Origin of the sequence: Methylobacterium aquaticum, assembly GCF_001043915.1 — a bacterium.
GTDB lineage: Bacteria > Pseudomonadota > Alphaproteobacteria > Rhizobiales > Beijerinckiaceae > Methylobacterium > Methylobacterium aquaticum.
The window spans coordinates 80,624-102,967 of sequence record NZ_LABX01000065.1; the positions used below are offsets into that span (position 1 = coordinate 80,624).

A 22,344-nucleotide genomic window follows, 5' to 3' on the forward strand; every position below is an offset into this window, starting at 1 on the left:
CCGACGCGCATGCGGATCACCTGCCCCTATTGCGGCCCGCGCGACGTGGCCGAGTTCACCTATCTGGGCGACGGCACGCTGCGGCGGCCCGACCCCGCTGCGCCTGGCGCCGCCGCGGCGTTCCACGACTACGTCTACCTGCGCGACAACCCGGCCGGGCGCCATACCGAGCTTTGGTACCATGCGGGCGGCTGCCGCTCCTGGCTGCGCGCCGTGCGCGACACCCGCACCCACGCCTTCGAGAGCGTCGCCCTCGCCACGGATTCCGTCCCGTCGGAGCAGGCACAATGAGCCACGCATCCCAGGCCGCCCCGCTCGCCCGCGATGCGGACGGCGCAGGCGAGAGCCGTCCGCGCGCCGGGCAGCCCGCCCGCCTCGCCTCGGGCGGCCTCGTCGACCGGACCTCCACCCTGCATTTCACCTTCGACGGGCGGAGCCTCGCGGGCCATCCCGGCGATACGCTGGCCTCGGCGCTCATCGCCAACGGCGTGCGCCTCGTCGGCCGGTCCTTCAAGTATCACCGCCCGCGCGGGATCTTCACCGCCGGTCCCGAGGAGCCGAACGCCCTGGTGGAGATCGGGACGGGCGCCCGGCGCACCCCGAACACCAAGGCGACCACCGTCGAGCTGTTCGACGGGCTTCAGGCCGTGAGCCAGAACCGCTGGCCCTCGCTGCGCGTCGACGCGCTGGCCATCAACCAGCTCGGCGGCCCGTTCCTCGCCGCCGGCTTCTACTACAAGACCTTCATGTGGCCGGCGGCCTTCTGGGAAAAGGTCTACGAGCCGCTGATCCGCCGCGCCGCCGGCCTCGGCGGCGCCAGCGGCCTGCCCGATCCCGATCTTTACGAGAAATCGCACGCCTTCTGCGACGTGCTGGTGATCGGCTCGGGACCTGCCGGGCTCGCGGCGGCGCTCGCCGCCGGGCGGGCCGGTGCCCGGGTCATCCTGTGCGAGGACGACTTCGCCCTCGGCGGAAAACTGCTCGCCGAGCGCCGGGAGATCGACGGGAGGCCCGGGGCGCACTGGGCGAGGGCGGCCGAGGCCGAGCTCGCCGCAATGCCGGAGGTCACGATCCTGCGCCGCTGCCAGGTCTTCGGGACCTACGATGACGGCGTCTACGGCGCCCTCGAGCGGGTCGCCGACCATGTCGCCGCGCCCCGGCCCGGGCAGCCGCGCCAGCGGCTCTGGCGCATCGTGGCGCGCGCCTGCGTCAACGCCATGGGGGCGGTCGAGCGCTCGATCGCCTTCGGGGGCAACGATCGCCCGGGCGTGATGACGGCCTCGGCCGTGCGGACCTACGTCAACCGGTTCGGCGTCGCGCCGGGCCGCGCGGTGGCGGTGTTCACCGCGACCGATGACGGCTGGCGCACGGCGGCCGACCTTGCGGCGGCCGGCATCGGCGTCGCCGCGGTGATCGATCCGCGCTCCGGGGTCGCGCCGGCCCTCCGGGCCTCGGTCGGCGGCGCCCGGGTGCTCACCGGCGCCCGGGTCTGCGACGTGCGGGGCGGGGCGGACGGGGTGCGCGCGCTGGAGATCCTGCATGACGGCCGGCGCGAGCGCATCGTCGCCGACACGCTCGCGGTTTCCGGCGGCTGGAACCCGCAAGTCGCGCTCGCGACCCACAAGGGGGCTAAGCCGCGCTGGTCGGAGGCGCTCCAGAGCTTCGTGCCGGACGCCATGCCGCAGGGCATGCGCGTCGCCGGCGCGGCCAATGGCGAGATGACGCTGGCCGCCTGCCTCGCGGCCGGTGCCGCGCGCGGGGAAGAGGCCGCGGCGGCCTGCGGGTTCACGGCCGCGCCGGCGCCGGCACCCCGGGCGGATGACGAGCCCTGCGGCCTCGTCGCGCTCTGGCACGTGGCCGAGAGCCGCTCCAAGGCGTTCGTCGATCTCCAGAACGACGTCACGGCGGCGGATGTGGATCTCGCCCATCGCGAGGGCTTCCGCTCGGTCGAGCACCTCAAGCGCTACACCACGCTCGGGATGGCGACCGACCAGGGCAAGACCTCGAACGTGCTCGGCCACGCCATGATGGCGGCGCTGACCGCAGGCGGCACGGACACGGTCGATATGGGCCGGGTCGGCACCACGATGGCCCGTCCGCCGCACCTGCCGGTGGCGATCGGCGCCTTCGCGGGCCACCATCGGGGCAAGCACTTCAAGCCGACGCGCCTCTCCGCGGCGCAGGTTTGGGCGGAGGGCGCCGGCGCCACCTTCGTCGAGACGGGGCTATGGCTGCGGGCGCAATGGTATCCGCGTCCCGGCGAGACGGATTGGCTCGCGAGCGTGAGCCGCGAGGTGCGGACCGTGCGCGAGGCGGTCGGGTTCTGCGACGTCTCGACCCTCGGCAAGATCGACATCCAGGGCGCCGATGCGGGCGCCTTCCTCGACCGGGTCTACGTCAACACCGTCTCGACCTTGCCCGTCGGCAAGGCCCGCTACGGATTGATGCTGCGCGAGGACGGCTTTGCCCTCGACGACGGCACCACCGCGCGGCTCGGCCCCGAGCACTACCTGATGTCCACCACCACGGCGAACGCCGCCCGGGTGATGCAGCACCTCGAATTCTGCCATCAGGTGCTGTGGCCGGACCTCGACGTGGCGATGGTCTCGGTCACCGAGCAATGGTCGCAATTCTCCGTCGCCGGGCCCCGCGCCCGCGACGTGATGGCGAGATTGTTCGGCGCGTCCGACGTCTCCGACGCGAGCCTCCCCTACATGGGCTGCCGCGCGACCCGCCTCGGCGGCGCCCCGGCCCGGGTGTTCCGGCTCTCCTTCTCGGGCGAGCTTGCTTACGAGATCGCGGTGCCGGCGCGCTTCGGCGCGGCGCTCGCCGAGGCGCTGGCCGAGGCCGTGGCGGCCCATGGCGGCTGCCCCTACGGCACCGAGGCGCTCGGGGTGATGCGGATCGAGAAGGGGCACGTGGCCGGCAACGAGCTGAACGGGCAGACCACCGGGCGCGACCTCGGCCTCGGCCGCATGATGTCGAAGAAGAAGGACTATGTCGGGCGCGTGATGGCCGAGCGGCCGGCCCTCGTCGCGCCGGAGCGGCCGTCCCTGGTCGGCGTCCGCCCCGTCGATCCGAGCCAGCGCCTGCGGGCCGGATCCCACTTCCTGCGCCTTGGCGCGGAGGCCAGCGTCGGCAACGACGAGGGCTATCTGACCTCTGTCGCCTTCTCGCCGAGCCTCGGGGGCTGGATCGGCCTCGGCTTCCTCGCCTCCGGCCCCGACCGCCTCGGCGAGCGCATCCGCGCCTACGACCCGGTGCGCGGCGGCGACGTCGTGGTCGAGGTCGTCTCGCCCGTCTTCATCGATCCCGAAGGGAGCCGCCTCCATGGCTGACCTCGCCCCGCGTGCCGCCTTCGCCGGGCTGCTCCACGCCTCCGCGCCGCCCGAAGGCGGGATTCCGGGCCTCGTCGTCTCGGCGCGACCCGAGCGGCAACTGGCGATCGCGATCGCCCGCAAGGGGAAACGCGCCGAACTCGCCCAGCGCCTGCGGCAGGCGACCGGCCTCGCCCTGCCGGAAGGGCCGCACCGCACGACCGCCGGCCGGATGACGGCGCTCGGCACCGGACCGCGCAGCTGGCTCGTGATGGAAGAGGGGGGCGAGCCCGGCCTGGCGGACCGCCTCGCGGAGGCGCTCAGTCCGCTCGCGGCGGTTTCCGACCAGTCCGACGGCTACGCGGTTTTGCGCCTCACGGGCGCGCACGTCCGCGACGTGCTCGCCAAGGGGATCGCCCTCGACCTCCACCCGCGCGCCTTCGGGCCCGGTTCCGCGGCGGTGACGAACTGCGCGCATCTCGGCGTCACGCTCTGGCAGATCGACGAAGCCCCCACCTTCGAGCTGGCCGTGTTCCGCTCCTATGCCGGCAGCCTCGCGCATTGGCTCGGCGAGAGCGCCGCCGAGTTCGGCCTCGGCGTCGCAGCGGAGTGACACCGACGGTCGGCAGACAATGCCCGTTGGCATGACGCCGCGGGTCGGACGATGCGTGGCGGCGCTGCGCCGTCTCCGACGGGGCGCCCGGTCGATCATGTGCCGATCTTGCGGCCCCTCGGGTCTCGATCAGCGCCCAAGCGGAGGGAGGCCGCAGCGCGAAGCCGCCGCGACCTCTCTCCTGGCGCCACCTCTCAACGGCCGACGATGCCGACGCATCCAGCCGTTGACTCCAACTCGAATTTTCGACGTCAAGCCAGAGCGCTTCACGATTGCGTTGCAATCGCGAAGCTTCTCTCGCTCTTCGACTTTGTCGCATTTTCTACGACGAACCGGCATCCACTTCGTCGGAAAATGCTCTACAGGCTTGGCGAAAATTCGAGACCGGAACCAAAGGTCGTTTCCGACGACCGTTGGTATTAGGCGGCCTCGACCCGCTCCGGAATCTGGATCCCCAGCGTCTCCCGGTAGAAGGCGTCGATATCGGGCTCGAAGTCGCGGATCACCGGATACCACGGCGTCGGCGCCTCGACGTCGTGCAGGGTGCCGCATTCGGGGCAGTAATACTCGCGCAGAACCTGCCAGGACGAGGTCGGCGCCATCAGGCGCGGATAGATCTCCTCCATCTTCTCGGGCGTGTCACGGATATGCACGCGGGCATGCAGCTTCCAGTTCTCCCGCCAATCGCAGAAATCGTGGCCGCACGCGCAGCGCACCTTCCATTGCTTGGACGCCTTGAGCTGGACGATGTACAGCTTCGGGCCGAGCGGCAGGATGATCCTGTCGTCCCACGGCACGCGCTCCTGGAGCAGCTCGACATAGGTCGCGAACCGCTCGGGATCCTTGGGCGTGGACAGCATCTGGTGAAGCGTATCGGCATCGATCTTGCCGTCGATGAGATCGGCGATCTTGGCGCGCGTATAGGCCATCGGTTGGTTTCCCGTTTTCGAGTTGGCGGTGGGATCGGTCTTGCGCGGAACCGCGTGGGCACCGGTTCGTGGCGCCCACGCGCCTGGGTCACTCCTCGACGAACTGCACGATCTTCACGTCTGGCAGTTCAGAGATGTCCATCGAATACTTCGAGCCGTAATGCGGGATGCCGATTTCTTCCTCCAGGAGCATCCAGTCCTCGGGAAGATCCCAAAACGCCTTGAAGTCGGCGAGGAAGCGCGGTCCGAGCTTGAACGAGGCCGCGAACATCTGCTTGACGTGGTTGCCGGTGTCCTTGGCGAGGATCTTCTCGCGCTCGGTCTTCATCCACTCCCGGGTCGGGACGGACTTGGCGATGCGCTCGCGGCGGACCTGCTTGCGCGTCTCCTCCGTCGCCGCCGCGTCCACGCCGTAGAGCCCGTCCGGGCCCTTCGTCACGACGACGCCGTAGACCTGGGCGGCGAACCGCTCCAGCAGGTAGCCGCCATTGATGTCGTCGGCGACGCTCTGCGGCTCGCGGTCGATCGGGTCGCCGAAGCCCGGCCCGCCGCGCATGTAGTTGAGGTAGAGATCGTAGTCGGAGAACATCTCCTCGGTGGTGATCGCCTGCTTGTCGCGCTTGATCCGGGCGCCGTCGAGCAGACCGTCCCAGACCGGGTTCTCGGGGTCGGTGTCGCCGCCCAACGGCAGCGGCTTGCCCTCCGCGATCAACTGCTTCAGGCCGGTATCATGCGCGGCGAAGCGGTAGCCGGAGGCGGCCGGATAGCCGCCCATCAGGCCCCAATCGGAGCTGATGTGGCCGTTGCCCATGAAGAACATCGTCCAGTCCTTGGCATTCCAGACCAGACGCAGGCTCTCGAAGCCACAGCCGCCGCGATACTTGCCGGCCCCGCCCGAGGATGCCTTGATCTGCCGTCCGAGATAGATCAGGGGCTCGGCCAGCTCCCAGATCTCCATGTCGCCCATGTCGCCTTCCGGGTTCCAGATGGCGGCGGCGTGCGACAGGCCGTCGGCGATCGCGCTGGCGCCGACGCCGTTGGCGGCGCATTCGAACGAGTTCACCGCGTGGATCTCGTCGTACTGGTTGAAGCCGCCGCCCTGGAGCCAGTTCGAGGTGTTGGCGTTGCCGGCATTGACCTCCTCCAGGTAGCCGCGCCCGAAATACGACCGCGACAGGCCGCGCCACAACGCCGTCCACGAGCTGACCAGGAAGTGCCAGCTATAGGCGAAGGCGACGCGGCGATCGTCCGGGTTCATCCAGGTGCCCTTGGGCAGCCGGAACTCGGTGCCGTAGGCGGCGCCGTCGTTGATCATCTCGGACGGGATCAGCGTCTGGGTCATCATCACCCAGATGCCGCTGGTGAAGCTGACCGCGTGGGCGTTGTAGGTGTGCCAGCCCCAGCGCGACGAGCCCTCGAAGTCGAGCCGCCACGTACCGTCCGCCCGGATCGTCATCTCCGAGGGGGTGTGCATGATGGTGTCGACCTTGGCGAAGTCCGACGGCACCCGCACGTCCTCGTGCGCGTAGGGCACGTCGACGAAGCCGACCTGGCGGTAGACCCCCGGAATCGTCATCGCCTTGATGCGGTTCTGGAGGCCGAGCCGGCCATGTTCGACCGCCTCGTAGGCGAATTTCCAGTAGGCGTCGATGCCCTCCTCGGCGATCACCTCCTCGACCAGCTTGCGGATCATGTGGCAGCCGGCGATGCGGGTGCGCTCGTCCAGCATCCAGAACCGGGTCGTCCGCACCATCCGCTGGCTCTCGTGCAGCCAGTCCCGGAACAGGGTGTCGTCCTGACCGACCTTGCGGCAGGTGATGGAGTAGCCGTCACCGAAGCGCTGGACCTGGCCGGTGCACATCGAGCCGGGGCCGACCGCGCCGGTGTCGATCACGTGGGTCACGCCCCCGACCCAGCCGACCAGCTCGCCCGCGTGGAAGATCGGCACGATGGTGTGGATGTCGCAGGGATGGACGTTCCCGAGCAGCGAGTCGTTGTTGCAGAAGATGTCCTTGTCCCGCACGCCCGGGTTCGATTCCCAGTCGTTCTCGATCATGTACTTGATCGCGGCGCCCATCGTGCCGACGTGGATGATAATGCCGGTCGAGGTCAGGATCGAATCGCCAGCGGCGTTGTAGAGGGTGAAGCAGAGTTCGCCCTCCTGCTCGACGATCGGCGAGGCGGCGATCTTCTTGGCGGTCTCGCGGGCATCGACGACGCCGGCGCGCAGGCGCGAGAACAGCTTGTTGTAGAGGATGGGGTTGCCGTCACGCAGCTCCATCTTTTCGAGGCCGGCATAGTGCTTGGTGCGTTTGGTCGCCGCCATGAGACGGTCGCGATGTTCTTTCAGCGTCTCGCCACCGCGCACGATGCCGCGGGTCGCGCCCGCCAGGGCCTGCCTGTCGACGTTCACGTTCATTGTCGGATGTCCTTGATGGGAGGGAAAGAGACGGCGGCGCTCAGACTTCCTTGAGGTGGAAGAGGCGATGGCCGTCCAGGAAGGTCTCGAAGCCGTCGGGAACCACGAAGGTGGTCGCGTCGGACTCGATGATCGCCGGCCCCTTGATGCGGTTGCCCGGCCGCAGCGCCTCCATCCGGTAGAGCTGCGCGTCGACCCACCGCTTCTTGCGGTAGAACTTGCGCTGGCCGAGGACGGCATCCTGCGGCGGCGTCTCGCTCTCGAGCGCTTCCTTCGGGATCTTCGGCTTCGGGATCGGCACGGTGCCGCGCATGATCGCCCCGGTCACCGAGTAGCCGAGCTCGGGCGAGCGGGCCGAGGCGGCATAGACCCGGCCATAGGTGGCGTTGAAGGCGTCGACCAGCGCGTTCCAGTCCTCGGCGGTCCGGGCGGCCGGGATCGGCGACTCGATCTCGAGGTCGTTGAGCTGGCCGCGATACTGCATCCGGTAGCCCGGCTGGAGCGTGACCTGCGCGGCGTCGTAGCCGTTGAGCGCGAATTCCTCGAGAACGTTGCGGGTCAGCTCCTCCCACGCGCCCTGGAGCGTCCGGGCGGCCGCCTCGCCCTGCGCGGCGGAGGCATCGGGCGCGAGGTTGATGTCGAGCGACTTGTCGTAGCGGTATTCGAAATCCGCCGCCGCGCAGCCGAAGGCCGAGAAGCCCGCCGCCCAGGCCGGCACGATCACGTCCTCGAACCCGAGGCCCTCGGTGTAGCCGTAGGTGTGGACCGGGCCGGCGCCGCCATAGGAGAAACAGACGAAGCTCGCCGGCGAGTAGCCCTTGCCGGAGATCATCGAGCGCAGGTAGTCGCGCAGGTCCGAGTCCAGAAGTTCGATGACGCCGGCGGCGGCATCCTCGACCGAGAGCCCGAGCGGATCGGCGATCTGGGTCTTGATCGCCTCGACCGAGCGCTGCCGGTCGAGCTTGATCGCGCCGCCGAGGAAGTTGTCCGGGTTGAGGTAGCCGAGCACCATGTGGCAATCGGAGACCGTCACCGTCTCGATGCCGCTCTCCTTCCAGCACACCCCGACGCGGTAGCCGGCCGAATCCGGCCCGAGCTTGATCGCCTTGGTGTAGGGATCGAGGCGGATGAACGAGCCGGCGCCGGCGCCGACCGAGTCCATCGCCACGAGGGGCAGCGACAGCACCAGGCGGGCCATGTCGGGATCGTTCTTGATGGTCAGCTCACCCTGGGTGATGAGCGCCACGTCGAAGGAGGTCCCGCCGATGTCCGAGCAGGCGATGTTGTGGTAGCCGAGCACCTCGCCGAGGTACTTGGCGCCGATCACGCCGCCGATCGGTCCGGACACGATGGTGCGGGCGAGTTCCTTGGCCTTCCACGAGATCGTGCCGCCATGGGTGGCCATGACCCGGAAGTCGAACTTGGTGCCGTGCTCCTTGAAGGCGTCGGAGATCTTCTTGAGCGTCTGGCGCGACGGCTCGGCGGCGTAGCCCTCCAGGATGGTGGTGTTGGTGCGGTGGGTCTCCTTGCGCACCGGATAGTAATCGGCCGAGGCGAAAACCGGGATCGCCTTGCCGCTCTTGGCGATCTCCTCCAGGACGATGTCGCGGACGCGGCGCTCGTGGTCCGGGTTCTTGTAGGAATGCAGCAGGCTGATGACGATGCCCTCGACATCGGCCGCGATCAGCGCGCGCGCGGCCTCGCGCGCGCTCTCCTCCCGCAGCGGGATCACGACGCTGCCGAACATGTCGATGCGCTCGATCACCCCGCGGGTGAGGCTGCGCGGCACCAGCGGCGGATCGAAGCGGTGGGTGTTGAGGTGGATCCGGTCCTCATAGGCGTATCCGAGGTAGCACTGGATCGCCCGACCCATGCGGTGGAAGTCCTCCATGCCGCGGTTGACGATGAGACCGCAGCGCAGCCCCTTGCGCTGCACCACGCGGTTGAGCATCGCCGTGCCGGAATAGACGCCGGTCTGGAGGTGCTGGAGCGCCTCGTCGAGCGAAAGGCCCCAGGCGCCGAGGCCATCCTTGCTCGATGCGATGAGGCCGAGGGCTTCGTTCTCCGGCGTGGACTGCGCCTTGCCGACGACGAAATCGCCGTCCGCGTCGACGAAGAAGGTGTCGGTCATGGTGCCGCCGGCATCGATGCCGAGCACCTGAACGCTCCTGGGGAGAGGGGCTTGGACGTTCACAGGTTTCATCCCTTGCGACGCGAAGACTTCTTGCGAGCCTCGCGTATCGATCAGCGCAGGGACCGTGCCAAACGACCTGAATTTTTATGCTATATTATACATCAACGACTTGCCGCGCTGCACAGCGCAAGATTGTGCAGGTGCCAACGTCCGGGAGTCGGACGATCGCCCGACGCCGTATCGGACGAAATCTCGGACGGCCGGCCGACGGCGGACGCCACGTCCCTTACCCGGCGCGGACCGGCGGTTCAGCGCCGGCCGGTCGAGCGCAAGCCGAACTCCGCCAGCCGCAGGTAGAGGGTGGACCGGGCGATCCCGAGTTGCCGCGCCGCCTCGGTCACGTTCCCGCCGCAGGCGTCGAGTCTGGCCAGGATCGCCTCCTTCTCGACGGACCGGATGGCGGTGGGGGGCGGAGCGGATGTCCGCGGCATGAGCCCGCTCGCCCGCAGCGTCCCGGGCAGGTCGTCCATGGTGAGTTCGTCGTCGCGGGCGGCCATCGCCACCATCGCCTCCACGACGTTGCGCAATTCCCGCACGTTGCCGGGCCATGCATGCGCCAAGAGCGCGGCCTCGACATCGGCCGTGAGGCGCGGGGGATTGCGCCCGAACCGCGCGGCCGCACTCTCGATGAAGTGTCGCGCGAGCTGGATCACGTCGGCGCCCCGCTCGCGCAAGGCCGGAACCCGCAGGCGCACGGCCGCGATGCGGTAATAGAGATCGCGACGGAAGCGCTTCGCCTCGATCTCGGCTTCGAGGTCCCGATTGGTCATCGAGACGAGACGGATGTCCACCGGGTGTCCGTCATGGCTGCCGATCCGGTAGACGATCCCGTCCTCGAGGACGCGCAGCAGGAAGGCTTGGAGATCGACCGGCATCTCGCCGATCTCGTCGAGGCACAGGACGCCGCCATCCGCCTGTTCGATTCGGCCCGGGCGCCCCTTGTCATCGGCGCCCGTGAAGGCTCCCTTGACGTAGCCGAACAATTCGCTGGCCACGAGGTCGCGGGCCATGCCGCCGCAATTCAGGGGGACGAACGGGCCATCCGGCGTCCGGGCTTCCTTGATCGCCCGGGCGAACAGCTCCTTGCCGACCCCGGTCTCCCCCTCGATCAGGACCGGCAGGGGCAGGACCGCCAGCCGGCGGGCCTGCTCCTTGACGGCGCGCATCGCCGGGCTGTCCCCGACGATCTGGTCGAAGGTGACGCTCCGCTCGCCCGGCATCGCCTTGACGGCGGCAGGCCGGGCCGGCCGTCGTGCGGGAGCCTCGGAGCGCCGCTTGTGCAGGACGATCAGGCATCCGATCGCCTCGCCGCCCTGCCGGACCACGTCGACGCTGGCCTGGGGGAAGCGCTGGCGGCAGATCCGCATCCAGTCCTCCGGCTCGGCCGCGCCGATGGACGCGCGCGTCTCCGTCTCCAGATCCTTGTCCGAGCGGAAATCCAGCCGGCGTCGGGCTTCCTCGCTGGCATGCACGAGGACGCCCTGATGATCGAGAACGAGGATCTCGTCACTGAGCCAGACCGAGCGCTTCGAGAGGAAATGCTGAAGCAGCAGCGCGTGATCGGCCTTCATCCGGTGTCCGAGGGAGATCTCGATCTCGTGCGCGAGCGCGGCGGCGAGGGCGAGGCTCTGAGGATGGAACCGGTCGATCGGCCCCGAGATGTCGACGATGCCGAGCAGCGCCCCGTCGCTCGGATGATGGATGGGCGCGGCGGCGCAACTCCAGCGCTGGACGTCCTGGCAGAAATGCTCGGCTCCGGTGATGCAGACCGGCCGTCCCAGCGCCAGCGCGGTCCCGATGGCGTTGGTGCCGATCAGTCCCTCGTCCCAGCGGCCCCCTTCCTCGAGGTGGTTCCGGCGTCCCTCCTCGACGACGCGCCGGTCGCCGGCCGCTTCGACGATGAAGCCCTGGGTGTCGGCCACGAGCATCATCGAGGACGCTTCGGACAGGAGCAGAGACGACCGCTGGAGCGCCGGCTTTGCCGCGCCGAGCAGGCGTCGGTTGCGTGATTTCAGCCTGAAGAGTTCCGGTTCTCCGACCAGCGGCGCTTCGGACTGGCGGTGCCACACGCCCCGCGCCCGGCACCGCTCCCAGGACTCGGAGATCACCGGTTTCGGCCCCGGCAGCAAGCGCCCCTCGGAGAGAAAGACCTCCCAGGCGGTGCGGATCGCGCGCTGGTCGTGCATGAGCATCACCCTCGAAGGACGGCTCTGAGACGCTGGGTTCCCGCCGGGTCCCACGGGAAGGATCGGCCGAGCGTGTCATTATGCTCAGATCTTGGACAGGCTGGCTATTCTCCCGGCGGGCGGCGGGTGGCGGCAACGCCTCGCACGGGGGAGGGGGCGCGACGAGGTTCGGCCCGCCATGGTGATTCAGGGCGCCGGCCTGCCGGGCTTGCCGGCATCGGTCTCGCCTGGTCCGAAAAAAGCCGCGCTTCGGCAACCGATCAGGTGCGGGAGGAACGGGGTCGCGATCACGCAGGCGATCGTCGCGACGTCGACGGCGAGCAGGGGTGAGCGGATGCCGTGCGCCAGGCCGGTGTCGCCCTCATCGGGAGCGTGCCGGCGGGCTTTCCGGAGACATATTGTCAGGAGAGACTTGGCTCTCTTCAGGAGAGATCTGGGGTCCGACCGGGCAGGCTCGCCCCCGCGCGCAGGCCGGGCATGGGCGCCCTGTCCCGGGATGGGACGTGCCGGATCTCACCGCTGGGCGGATCCGGAGCCGGCCGGCGGCTTGCACGCCGCCGGCCGGCCGAGCGCGCTCAATCCTCCTTGAACCCGTATTCGGGCACGCCCTCCTCGTTGCCGTAATACTTATAGGGCAGGAACTTGCCCGACAGGCTCATCTTGACGCGATCCCCCTTGTTGTTCGGTTCGCGCTCCATGGTCATGTTGAAGTCGATCGCCGACATGATGCCGTCGCCGAACTCCTCCTGGATCAGCTCCTTCCAGGTGGTGCCGTAGACCATCACCAGTTCGTAGAAGCGGTAGATCAGCGGGTCGGTCGGCGGCATCGCGGGGATCGAGCCGCGATAGGGCGCCTCGTTCAGCATCCGCTCCTCGGCCGTCGACAGGCCGAACAGGGCGGCGGCCTTCGCGGCCTGGGCTTTCGGCAGCTTCATCTGGCCCATGCAGGCGGCGGTGATCAGGATCGGCGAGATCCCGCCGATCTCATCCTGGATGTACTTCCAGGTCCAGCCCTTCTCGCGCTTGATGTCGAGCAGTTTCTCGGTCAGGTCTTCGCGCTTCATGAGATCACTCCTTCCGTTGAGGCATCGAGGGGCGTGCCCCGCTCCCGCGCCGGCCCGGCGATCGGGACAGGCGGAGTGAGCGGGAGCGTTCAGTGACTCTGGTCCCGTGGCGTCACCGCGGGTGACTCTCCCGAGAGGGATCAGGCCCGTCTGGCGGGTGGCGGCGGGCCGAGCTCCGCGGCGTCCGGCTCGCCCGAGGAGGGCCGCACGATCGGCGGGTGCCGGGGGTCGTAGCCCTCGGGCATCGCCTCGCGCAGGGTCCGGGAGCGGGTCACCAGGAAGTCGATCAGGTGGTTGCGCAAGGCGTAATAGCCCGGCGCGTGGTGGAGCTGGGTGCGGTCGCGGTTCGTCGGCAGCGGGTTCTCGACGATCTCGGCGACCTTCGCCTCCGGCCCGTTCGTCATCAGCACGATCCGGTCGGCGAGGTAGATCGCCTCGTCGACGTCGTGGGTGATCATGAACACGGTCTGCCCGGTCTCGACGCAGATCCGCCGCACCTCGTCCTGAAGCGTGCCGCGGGTGAGCGCATCGAGCGCCGAGAACGGCTCGTCCATGAGCAGGATCTTGGGCTCGATCGACAGCGCCCGGGCGATGCCGACGCGCTGCTTCATGCCGCCCGACAGCTCGGAGGGCCGCTTGTGCTCGGACCCGGCGAGGCCGACCGTGGCGATCGCGCGCCTGGCCCGGGCCTCGATCTCGGCCCGGGGGGCTTTCCGCCAGCGCGACGACACCGCGTAGGCGACGTTGCCGAGCACGCTGCGCCAGGGCAGCAGGGCGTGGCCCTGGAAGATCACCGCCCGGTCGAGGCTGGTCCCGGCGATGCCCTGCCCGTCGACGATCACCGCGCCCTCGGAGGGCGCCTCGAGCCCGGCCAGGATGTTCAGGACGGTCGTCTTGCCGCAGCCGGAATGGCCGATCATGCATACGAACTCGCCGCGGCGCATCGCCAGCCACAGGTTCTCGAAGATCGTGGTCGTCCGTCCTCCGGGCACCGGATAGCGCCGCGCGATCCCCTCGATCGAGATGAACTTTTCCGCGTTGGACATGCGGCCGGTCCCGGCATTCTGGTCGGGGACGGCGCCGGAGACGCGCCGCACGAAGGGAAGGAGCTTGCTCATCCGCGCGGCCTCACTCCGGGAAGGTCACGAGCGCCTGCGCGCGGGCGAGCATCTGGTCGAGGACCATGCCGACGAGGCCGATCACCAGGATCGAGGTGATCACGTTGGTGATCGAGAGGTTGTTCCACTCGTTCCAGACGAAGTAGCCGATGCCGGTGCCGCCGACGAGCATCTCGGCCGCGACGATGACGAGCCAGGCGATGCCGATCGAGATCCGCATGCCGGTGAGGATGGTGGGGGCCGCCGCCGGGAGGATCACCGTGAAGGCCCGCCGGAGCGGCCCGACTTCCAGCGTCCAGGCGACGTTGAGCCATTCCTTGCGGGTGCTCGACACGCCGAACACCGTGTTGATCAGCATCGGCCAGAGCGAGCAGATGAAGATCACGAAGATCGCCGAGAGCCCGGAATCCTTGATCGTGTAGAGGGCGAGCGGCATCCAGGCGAGCGGCGAGACCGGCTTGAGGATCTGGATGTAGGGATCGAGCGCCCGGCTCATCAGCGGCGACATGCCGATGAGGAAGCCGACCGGGATGGCGACCAGCACCGCGAGCCCGTAGCCGAGGGCGACGCGCCCGACCGAGTGGGCGAGCTGGATTCCGAGCCCCTTGTCGTTCGGGCCCCGGTCGTAGAACGGGTCCTTCAGATGCGTCCAGATCGTCGCGCCGACGTCGAGCGGCCCGGGCATCGCGGATTTCCCGGTCGTCGCGGCGGCGCCCATCAGGGCGGCGTATTCGGGATCCATCGCCTCGGTCCGGGCGGTCCCGCTCACCGCGACCTGCCAGACGAGCAGGAGCGCGGCCAGCAGCGTCAGCGAGAGCACGCCGGCGCGGAGGTTGAGGGAGCGCGCCATGGCCTCAGCTCGCCCGCTTGATCGGGAAGGAGTCGAGGTACTCCTTCGGCTTGGCCGGATCGAAGGTCTTTCCCATCACCACGAAGGTCTTGCTCGTGCCGTCGGGCGGCGCGAACCCCTCCTGCTTCATCAGCCGGGCGGCGTCGGTCGCGAGATAGACCTGCTTGGCGACCGCGGCGTAGTCGACTTCGCCCTTGATCTGGCCCCAGCGCTTCATCTGGGTCATGATCCAGACGGCGAAGGATTGCCACGGGAAGGCGTCGAAATCGACGCGGTCGGGCACCCGGCGGACCTGGCCCAGCCCGTCGGCGAAGGTGCCGGTGAGCACCTGCTCCACCACGGTCAGCGGCTGGTTGAGGTAGTTGGCCGGGGCGATCGCGGCGGCGATCTCCTTGCGGTTGTCCTTGTTCGAGGCATAGGCGGTCGCCTGGATGATCGCCCGCAGCAGCGCGGCATAGGTATTGGGCGTCTCCTTGATGAAGGCGTCCGAGGCGGCGAAGGCGCAGCACGGATGCCGGTCCCAGATCTCCTTCGACAGGAGGTGGATGAAGCCGACGCCGTCATAGACCGCGCGCTGGTTCACCGGATCGGGAGCGAGGAAGCCGTCGATGTTGTCGGCGCGCAGGTTCGCGACCATCTCGGGCGGCGGCACGGCGCGGATCTGGACGTCGGTATCGGGGTCGATGCCGGCTTCCGCCAGGTAGTAGCGCAGCAGATAGTTGTGCATCGAGTAGTCGAACGGGACCGCAAGCTTGAAGCCCTTCCAGTCCTTCGGATTGCGCCGGTCCTTGTGCTTCATCGCCAGGGTGATCGCCTGGCCGTTGACGTTCTCCACCGCCGGCATCGCGTAGGCTTGCGGGGTTGAGCCGAGGCCGAGCGAGATCGCGATCGGCATCGGCGCCAGCATGTGGGCGGCGTCGTATTCCTTGTTCAGCGTCTTGTCGCGGATCACCGCCCAGCCGGCGGTCTTGACCACCTCGACGTTCAGGCCCTGCTTCTCGTAGAAGCCCATCGGCTTGGCCATGATGATCGGCGTGGCGCAGGTGATCGGGATGAAGCCGACCTTGAGGTCGGTCTTCTCCGGCTTGCCTCCTTGCGCGAAAGCCTCCGCGGCGAACCGGGTCGGGAAGACCTGGCTCACCGCCGCCAGGGCGGCGGCCGCCCCGACGCTGCGCAGGAAGGCACGGCGCTCGGCATCGTGCGGGAAGAGCGCGCGCATCACCGCACCCTCGACCGTGCGCTCCAGCGCCGCCTCGCCCGTCGGCACGGCAGCGTGCGCGGCATCGTGGGCGGCTTGGTCGCTGTGGGCGCCGCAGGAGCAACCGCCGGGGGCAAGGCGGTGTCTGGCATCGAAGGGATTGTCGAACAAAGCCATCAGCGCCTCGCGCGGTTCGGGACGGCACCGACATGGCAAGGCGTGTGCCAGGCGCGCGAAACGAGGAAACTCGATATGTAACAGTGATTTGGCTTAGGCGTGCCAAGCCACGAAATCTCGTGTAAAACGAAATTTCGTAGAAAGAAGACGAGATTTCGTGATGACCGGGGGCCTCCGCGACGAACCGGTGGATCGTGACCACGGGCCGGGCTTCGGCGCCGCCTTCGAGGCGGGCGCCGAGGCCATGCTGGTGCTCGATCCGGACGCCGACCGGATCGTCGACGCCAACGACGCGGCGGCCCGCCTGCTCGGGCAGGCCCGGTCCGTCCTGCGGGGCATGGCGGCGAGCGCGCTGCACCCGGGCCAGCGTCCGGCCCTGATCGTGTTCACCCAGGGCGTTCTGGCCAAGGGCCGCTGGTGGACCCACACGCTCACCCCCCGCCACGGGGCCGGCCGCGCCCTCACCCTCGAAGTCGTCGGCGCGGTGCTGCCGGACGGGCTCGTGCTGTTCACCCTCTACGATCTCGACGAGCGCCGACAACGCCAGGTCGATCGCGAGGCCGACCGGCACATGCGCGCCGGCCTCTCCGAGTGGCAGCGCATGGAACGGATCTTTCGCGACATCGAGCGGGAGAACCAGCTGATCCTGCGCGCCGCCGGCGAGGGGATCTACGGGGTCAACGCCGAGGGCGTGACGACCTTCCTCAACCCGGCCGCCGAGCGCATGCTGGGCTGGGCCGCCGCCGACCTCGTCGGCCGGGACATGCACAGCACCGTGCACCACACCCACCCGGACGGCTGCCATTACCCGCACCGGGATTGCCCGATCTACGCCGCCTTCCGCGACGGCGCCGTGCATCAGGTCGACGACGAGGTGTTCTGGCGGCGCGACGGCACGTCCTTCCCGGTCGAGTACACCTCGACGCCGATCCGCGACCGCGGCGCGCTGGTCGGCGCCGTCATCGTGTTCCGCGACGTCAGCCAGCGCCGCGAGGCGGACGAGCGCCTGCGCCAGGCGCTGGCCGAGGTGGTGTCCTTGCGCGAGCGCCTCGAACTCGAGAACGCCTACCTCAAGGAGGAGATCCGGGCCGGCAGCCACCACCAGGGCATCATCGGCCGCAGCCCCGCCATCGAGGCGATCCGGCGGCAGATCGACCTCGTGGCCGGCACCGACGCCACGGTCCTGATCACGGGCGAGTCCGGCACCGGCAAGGAGCTGATCGCCCGCGCGATCCACGAGGCGAGCCGCCGCCGCGAGCGCCCGCTCGTCCGGGTGAACTGCGCCGCGGTGCCGCGCGAGCTGTTCGAGAGCGAGTTCTTCGGCCACGCGAAGGGGGCCTTCACGGGCGCGCTGCGCGACCGGGTCGGGCGCTTCGAACTGGCCGACGGCGGCACGCTGTTCCTCGACGAGGTCGGCGAGATCCCCCTCGATCTCCAGAGCAAGCTGCTGCGGGTGTTGCAGGAGCGCTCGTTCGAGCGGGTCGGCGAGGAGCGCACCCGCGCGGTCGACGTGCGCCTCGTGGCGGCCACGAACCGCGACTTGAAGGAGGAGGTGCGGCGCGGCCGCTTCCGCGGCGATCTCTACTTCCGCCTCAACGTCTTTCCGATCGGCGCGACGCCCCTGCGCGAACGGCCCGAGGACATCCCGCTCATCGCCCAGCACATGCTCACCGGGGCCGCGCACCGCCTCGGCGTGCCCGAGCCCCGCCTGACGGAGGGCGACGTCCGCCGCCTCCTCCGCTACGCCTGGCCCGGCAACGTGCGCGAACTGGAGAACGTCATCGAGCGTGGCGTCATCCTCGCCCAGCGGGGCCGCCTGCGCCTCGACCTGTCCGAGCTTGAGGAGACGGCCCCGCGAGACGCCGCCCGCCCCGCCCCGGCAACCGCCGCGCCGGGACGCCGTCCGTACAACGAGGCGGAGCGCCGCGCCCGCGACCGGGCCGAGATCGTCGAGGCGTTGGCGCTGTGCGGTGGCAAGGTGTTCGGGCCCGGAGGAGCGGCGGATCTGCTCGGACTGCCTCCGACGACGCTTGCCTCCCGCATCAAATCCTACGGCATTCCGAAAAAATGATCGGCACGCCGTCCCGCGGCCATCGGAGCGTCCGGCGCGGGACGCCACGGCGTCGCCGTTTTCCTCCACGGGACCGGCGCCGGCTCATCCCGACGGCTGGTGGGATCCATCGTTGGTGTCGTTCTCGCAGTGCCGCCAGATTCCAGGTCCTGGACCTCAGGGCTTGCGAATCCGTCGGGAAAGCCCCCTCGGCATACGAACACCGTGTCGTTGGCGGCCGGCGGCACCCTGCCGACACGTCGTCGGGCGCCACCGCCTGGAGCTGCGGCGGCACGGTGAGCGGATCGCCGGGCCGAGTGCTCGGTGTCGAAGAGCAGCCCGTCATAAGCCCGATCCCGCGACGGCCTCGGCCGCGCAGGAGCCCGCCAGGCTGCACCGCAGGCCGATCTGCCGGCGGCCCTCGCGCAGCAGGGCGCGCTCGAAGCGGCTCTCGATCTTGCCGCCTCAGACGAACTTGCCGCCTCAGACGAAGGAGACGCCGATGGCGCCGAGCGGGCCGTAATCGGCCTGGATCACGTCGCCTTGTCGGATGTCGACGGGCCGCGTGAACGAGCCGCCGAGCACGATCTGCCCCTTCTTGAGCCCCGCATCGACCGCCGCGAGCTTGTTGACCAGCCACGCGATGCCGGCAGCCGGGTGGCCCATGATCGCGGCCGAGACGCCGGATTCCTCGATGATGCCGTTCTGCGACAGCGTCGCGCCGATCCAGCGCACGTCGACATCGAACGGCCGGATCGTGCGCCCGCCGACCACGATGGCGCCGAAGGCGGCATTGTCCGCGATGGTGTCGACGATCGCCCGCGGCACCTCGGTGCGGTAGTCGATGATCTCGAGCGCCGGGACCACGAACTCGGTCGCCCGCATCACGTCGTAGATCCGGCAGCCCGGACCCGACAAATCCTCGCCCATGATGAAGGCGAGTTCCACTTCGAGCCGCGGCTTGATGAACAGGTCGGTGCGGATCTGGGCGCCGTCGTTGAACAGCGCGTCGTCGAGGATGCGGCCGTAATCCGGTTCGGTCATCTTCGAGGCCATCTGCATCGCGCGCGAGGTCAGGCCGATCTTGTGGCCGGCGAGCCGGGCCCCGGCGGCGATCCGGGCCTCGGCCCAGAGATCCTGGACCCGGTAGGCATCCGCGATCTCCATGCCGGGAAAGGTCTTGGAGAGAAGCGGGCAGGGCACCCGCTCACGCTCGGCCGTGAGGATGGCCTCGGCGGCCTTGCGGTGATCGTCGTCGCTCAGCACGGCTGGTCCCTCCAAAGTTTCACTTGATCGGCGGGCGCGGCAGCACGGCCTCGCCCGTCTCCATCACGTAGGTGTAGTCGAGGGCGTACCAGGGCGCCGGCGCGTCCGGGCGCGGGTCGTCGTGGCGGACGAAGTCGCCGAGGAGGGCCTTCGTCACGCCGAACTGCACGTCGGACGCGAGATGCGGGTCGTTCGCGTCGTAGACCTGCGAGATCAGCACCTTGAAGCCCGGCTTGACGATCAGGGCGTGCAGGTGGGCCGGGCGCATCGGGTGGCGACCTTGTGCCGCCAGCAGCCTGCCGACGACCCCGTCGGTGGGGACGGGATAGCCGATCATCTTCACCGAGCGGAACCAGAACCGGCCCTCGTCGTCGGTGGTGAACTTTCCGCGCAGGTTCATCTCGGCCTGCTCGGGATCCTGGTTCTCGTAGAGGCCGACCGGCGAGGCGTGCCAGACGTCGACCTCCGCTCCCACGATCGGCCGGCCCGCGCCGTCGACCACGCGGGCGTTGACGAAGAGCGGGTTGCCCGGCGTGTCGGAGCGCACGATCGTGCCGCCATTCTCGACCCGCGGCGCGTTGAGGCGCCAGAACGGCCCGAGCAGCGACTGCGAGGTCTCTGTGTTGCCGTTGTCGCCGTTGTTGAGCAGGCAGACGAGGGACGACACGCCGAGCGAGCCGGCCATCAGCACGAACTCGTTGTGGGTGTCGGAGGCGAGCGCCCCGATCTCGTTGAGGATCGCGGTGGCGTCGCGGAACTCGGCCTCGGTGAGGCGCACGTCGCGCACGAAGCCGTGCAGATGGGTGATCAGCGAGGTCATGATCTCGCGCAGGCGCGGGTCGCGAGTCCGCGCCATGACGTCGAGAACGGCGGGCGTCACGTCCTGCTGACGGGCGATGAGCATCGATCAGCCTCCCTGATGGGCCGTCCTGGTCCCATATCATCGATTATTCGTCAAGAAGCGATTTTTCTGTGCAGGATCGAGGCGGCTCCCCGAGCGGTGCGAGCGGCATCCTGCGGTCCTTCGTGCATCCGAGACGGCGGCGGACGAATGCCGGCGGATCCTGGAACAGGGAGGTGCAGACCAGCACCTCGACGTCGCCCGGTGATCGCTTGCGCAAGCCGGATCATCGCGTTTGACAGATAAAATCGTTTTTCATATGAATCATCGACGAAAGATCGATGCGCCCTGTCAGGGAGATCACGGTGATCGAGGCGAGGAGCCGACGCGCTGCGGGCGACCGGGACGGCACGCGGCCCGAACCCGGATCGGCCATGCCGGGCGCCGCCCTGGTCGATGACGGCAAGAACACGATGGCGAGCCAGCTCGTCGGTCGGCTGCGCGAGGCGATCGTGTCCGGTCAGCTCGAAGCGGGCAGCAAGATCAACCTGGAGCGCGCGCGCGGCAGCTTCGGGGTCTCGCTGAGCCCGTTGCGGGAGGCCCTGGCCCGGCTGATCTCCGACGGCCTCGTGGTGTTCGAGGACAATCGCGGCTACCGCGTCGCCCCGGTCTCGCTCTCGAACCTCGAAGAGATCACCCGGCTGCGCGAGGAGTTCGAGGTCCTGGCCCTGCGCCAGGCGATCGCGATCGGCACCGTCGACTGGGAGGGCGACGTGATGCGCGCGCTCCACCGCATGAACCGGATCGAGCGCGATGCGGAGCAGCCCGACACGCTGGAGCGGTGGGAGACGTATCACCGCGAGTTCCACCTCACGCTGATCGCCGGCTGCCGCATGCCGCTGCTGCTGAACTTTTGCGGCGTGCTCCTGAGCCTGAACGACCGCTACCGGCGGTCCTTCCTGCGGCGCAGGCCGGGCGGCGACCGGAACGTCGCCCAGGAGCATGGCGAGATCGCGCAGGGCGCGGTCGCCCGCGATGCCGACTTCGCCTGCGCCTCCTTGCGCGAACACATCCACCGCACGGGCACCAACCTCCAGCGGCACCTCGCCGACAAGCTCGCGCCTTGAGCGCGCGCCCGCAATCCTTCGAGCGACCATCATGCACGCCTCTCACGACTGGCCGCTGGGTCTGGCCCACTTCACCTGCATCGGGGTTCCGCCCGTCGACCTCGTCCGGCTCGCGGCGAAGACCGGATGTGCGTCGGTGGGCCTGCGGCTCTCCCCGGCCTTTCCGGGGGCCCCGTTCTACGAGTTGCCGACCGGGAGCGACGCCTTCCGGGCGATGCGCCGGGCGCTCGCCGATGAGGGGATGCGCGTGTACGACATCGAGTTCGTCACGCTCGGTGAGGACTTCGTCCCGGCCTCGCTCGCCGGCATCCTCGACTCCGCCGCGGGGCTCGGCGCCCGGCGCCTGAGCGTCTGCGGCGACGATCCCGATCGCCCCCGCCTCGTCGCCCGCTTCGCCGAATTGTGCGACCTCGCGGCCGGGTTCGGCATGGGCGTCGACCTCGAATGCATGGCCTGGCGCCAGATCGCCAGCCTGCCCGACGCCGTCAGGGTGGTGCAGGCCGCAGGCTGCCCGAATGGCGGCGTGCTCGTCGACGCGCTCCATCTCTCCCGGACCGGCGGGTCGCCTGACGACCTGCGCGCCGTGCCGCCCGGCCTCATCCGCCATGCGCAGCTCTGCGATGCGCCGACGCAGGCGCCGGGCTCGATGGACGCGATCATCCAGGAGGCTCGGGCCGGACGCCTGCCCCCGGGAGACGGGGCGCTGCCCCTGGCGCCTCTGGTCGCGGCCTTGCCCCCCACGGTCGCCCTCTCGATCGAGGTGCCGATCACCGGCACCGTCACGCCCGAGGCCCATGTGCGGGCGAACCTGGCGGCGGCCCGGCGGGTGCTCGCCGGCTGATCGGCGCACTGGCGCTCGGCGACCGCTTCGGCCGTAGCAATATCAACGGTCGTTGAAGACGACCTTCGGTTCCGTTCTCGAATGTTCGCTCATCCTCCGGCTTGGTGTCGGACATTCGAGATGGATCAACGGCCCCGTCGATCCCGGGCCTGCC

16 protein-coding genes are annotated in these 22,344 nt (G+C 69.4%); 6 read left to right on the top strand and 10 right to left on the bottom strand.

What is annotated here, in order from left to right; genetic code table 11:
* Positions 1-9 precede the first annotated feature (9 nt).
* Genes VP06_RS09410 through VP06_RS09420 form a run of 3 tightly spaced genes read left to right on the top strand, consistent with a single transcriptional unit; the run spans position 10 to position 3,930 of the window.
* Positions 10-291: a sarcosine oxidase subunit delta gene (locus tag VP06_RS09410; RefSeq protein WP_048463514.1), complete on the top strand. Its 282-nt coding sequence runs from the start codon at positions 10-12 to the stop codon at positions 289-291.
* The gene (locus tag VP06_RS09415; RefSeq protein WP_082167294.1) at positions 288-3,338 is read left to right on the top strand and encodes a sarcosine oxidase subunit alpha family protein; all 3,051 of its coding nucleotides are present in this window, start codon (positions 288-290) and stop codon (positions 3,336-3,338) included. Before VP06_RS09410 ends, VP06_RS09415 begins: the two co-directional genes overlap by 4 nt.
* On the top strand, positions 3,331-3,930 hold the full coding sequence (locus tag VP06_RS09420; RefSeq protein ID WP_053081631.1) for a sarcosine oxidase subunit gamma: 600 nt from the start codon (positions 3,331-3,333) through the stop codon (positions 3,928-3,930). The genes VP06_RS09415 and VP06_RS09420 overlap by 8 nt, the downstream gene beginning before the upstream one ends.
* Before the next feature lie 419 nt (positions 3,931-4,349).
* On the opposite strand, the gene VP06_RS09425 is transcribed toward VP06_RS09420, so the two are convergent.
* The 8 genes from VP06_RS09425 to VP06_RS09460 all read right to left on the bottom strand — a co-directional run bounded on the left by VP06_RS09425 (position 4,350) and on the right by VP06_RS09460 (position 16,065).
* A complete protein-coding gene (locus tag VP06_RS09425) occupies positions 4,350-4,859 on the bottom strand; it encodes an acetone carboxylase subunit gamma (protein ID WP_048463515.1) in 510 nt (169 codons plus the stop codon).
* Between the two features lie 88 nt (positions 4,860-4,947).
* Positions 4,948-7,278, bottom strand: a complete 2,331-nt coding sequence (locus VP06_RS09430; RefSeq protein WP_048463516.1) for a hydantoinase B/oxoprolinase family protein — start codon at positions 7,276-7,278, stop codon at positions 4,948-4,950.
* Positions 7,279-7,318: 40 nt separating this feature from the next.
* Positions 7,319-9,481 (bottom strand): hydantoinase/oxoprolinase family protein, encoded by a 2,163-nt coding sequence (locus VP06_RS09435; RefSeq protein WP_048463517.1) that lies wholly within the window; start codon positions 9,479-9,481, stop codon positions 7,319-7,321.
* A 239-nt stretch (positions 9,482-9,720) separates the two neighbouring features.
* Positions 9,721-11,658, bottom strand: a complete 1,938-nt coding sequence (locus VP06_RS09440) for a sigma-54-dependent Fis family transcriptional regulator (RefSeq protein ID WP_048463544.1) — start codon at positions 11,656-11,658, stop codon at positions 9,721-9,723.
* 575 nt (positions 11,659-12,233) lie between these two features.
* Positions 12,234-12,722: a cyanase gene (gene cynS / locus VP06_RS09445; protein WP_048463518.1), complete on the bottom strand. Its 489-nt coding sequence runs from the start codon at positions 12,720-12,722 to the stop codon at positions 12,234-12,236.
* Between the two features lie 140 nt (positions 12,723-12,862).
* Positions 12,863-13,840: an ABC transporter ATP-binding protein gene (locus VP06_RS09450; protein WP_048463519.1), complete on the bottom strand. Its 978-nt coding sequence runs from the start codon at positions 13,838-13,840 to the stop codon at positions 12,863-12,865.
* A gap of 10 nt (positions 13,841-13,850) precedes the next feature.
* Positions 13,851-14,690, bottom strand: coding sequence for a nitrate ABC transporter permease (gene ntrB / locus VP06_RS09455; RefSeq protein WP_048463520.1), 840 nt, complete (start codon positions 14,688-14,690; stop codon positions 13,851-13,853).
* 4 nt (positions 14,691-14,694) lie between these two features.
* Positions 14,695-16,065, bottom strand: coding sequence for a CmpA/NrtA family ABC transporter substrate-binding protein (locus VP06_RS09460; protein ID WP_048463521.1), 1,371 nt, complete (start codon positions 16,063-16,065; stop codon positions 14,695-14,697).
* 244 nt (positions 16,066-16,309) lie between these two features.
* Here VP06_RS09460 and VP06_RS09465 point away from each other — a divergent pair, with 244 nt between their 5' ends.
* Positions 16,310-18,136: a sigma-54 interaction domain-containing protein gene (locus VP06_RS09465; protein WP_245291116.1), complete on the top strand. Its 1,827-nt coding sequence runs from the start codon at positions 16,310-16,312 to the stop codon at positions 18,134-18,136.
* 462 nt (positions 18,137-18,598) lie between these two features.
* On the opposite strand, the gene hpaH is transcribed toward VP06_RS09465, so the two are convergent.
* Together hpaH and VP06_RS09475 are read right to left on the bottom strand one after the other, a co-directional pair.
* Positions 18,599-19,381, bottom strand: a complete 783-nt coding sequence (gene hpaH, locus VP06_RS09470) for a 2-oxo-hept-4-ene-1,7-dioate hydratase (RefSeq protein WP_048463523.1) — start codon at positions 19,379-19,381, stop codon at positions 18,599-18,601.
* A 19-nt stretch (positions 19,382-19,400) separates the two neighbouring features.
* Positions 19,401-20,285 carry a dioxygenase family protein gene (locus VP06_RS09475; RefSeq protein WP_048463524.1) on the bottom strand — a complete coding sequence of 295 codons (885 nt, stop codon included), beginning with the start codon at positions 20,283-20,285 and terminating at the stop codon, positions 19,401-19,403.
* 371 nt (positions 20,286-20,656) lie between these two features.
* Here VP06_RS09475 and VP06_RS09480 point away from each other — a divergent pair, with 371 nt between their 5' ends.
* Entirely contained in the window at positions 20,657-21,349 is a 693-nt protein-coding gene (locus VP06_RS09480; protein ID WP_048463545.1) for a GntR family transcriptional regulator, read from the top strand.
* A 31-nt stretch (positions 21,350-21,380) separates the two neighbouring features.
* A complete protein-coding gene (locus tag VP06_RS09485) occupies positions 21,381-22,190 on the top strand; it encodes a sugar phosphate isomerase/epimerase family protein (protein ID WP_048463525.1) in 810 nt (269 codons plus the stop codon).
* The last annotated feature ends 154 nt before the right edge of the window (positions 22,191-22,344 follow it).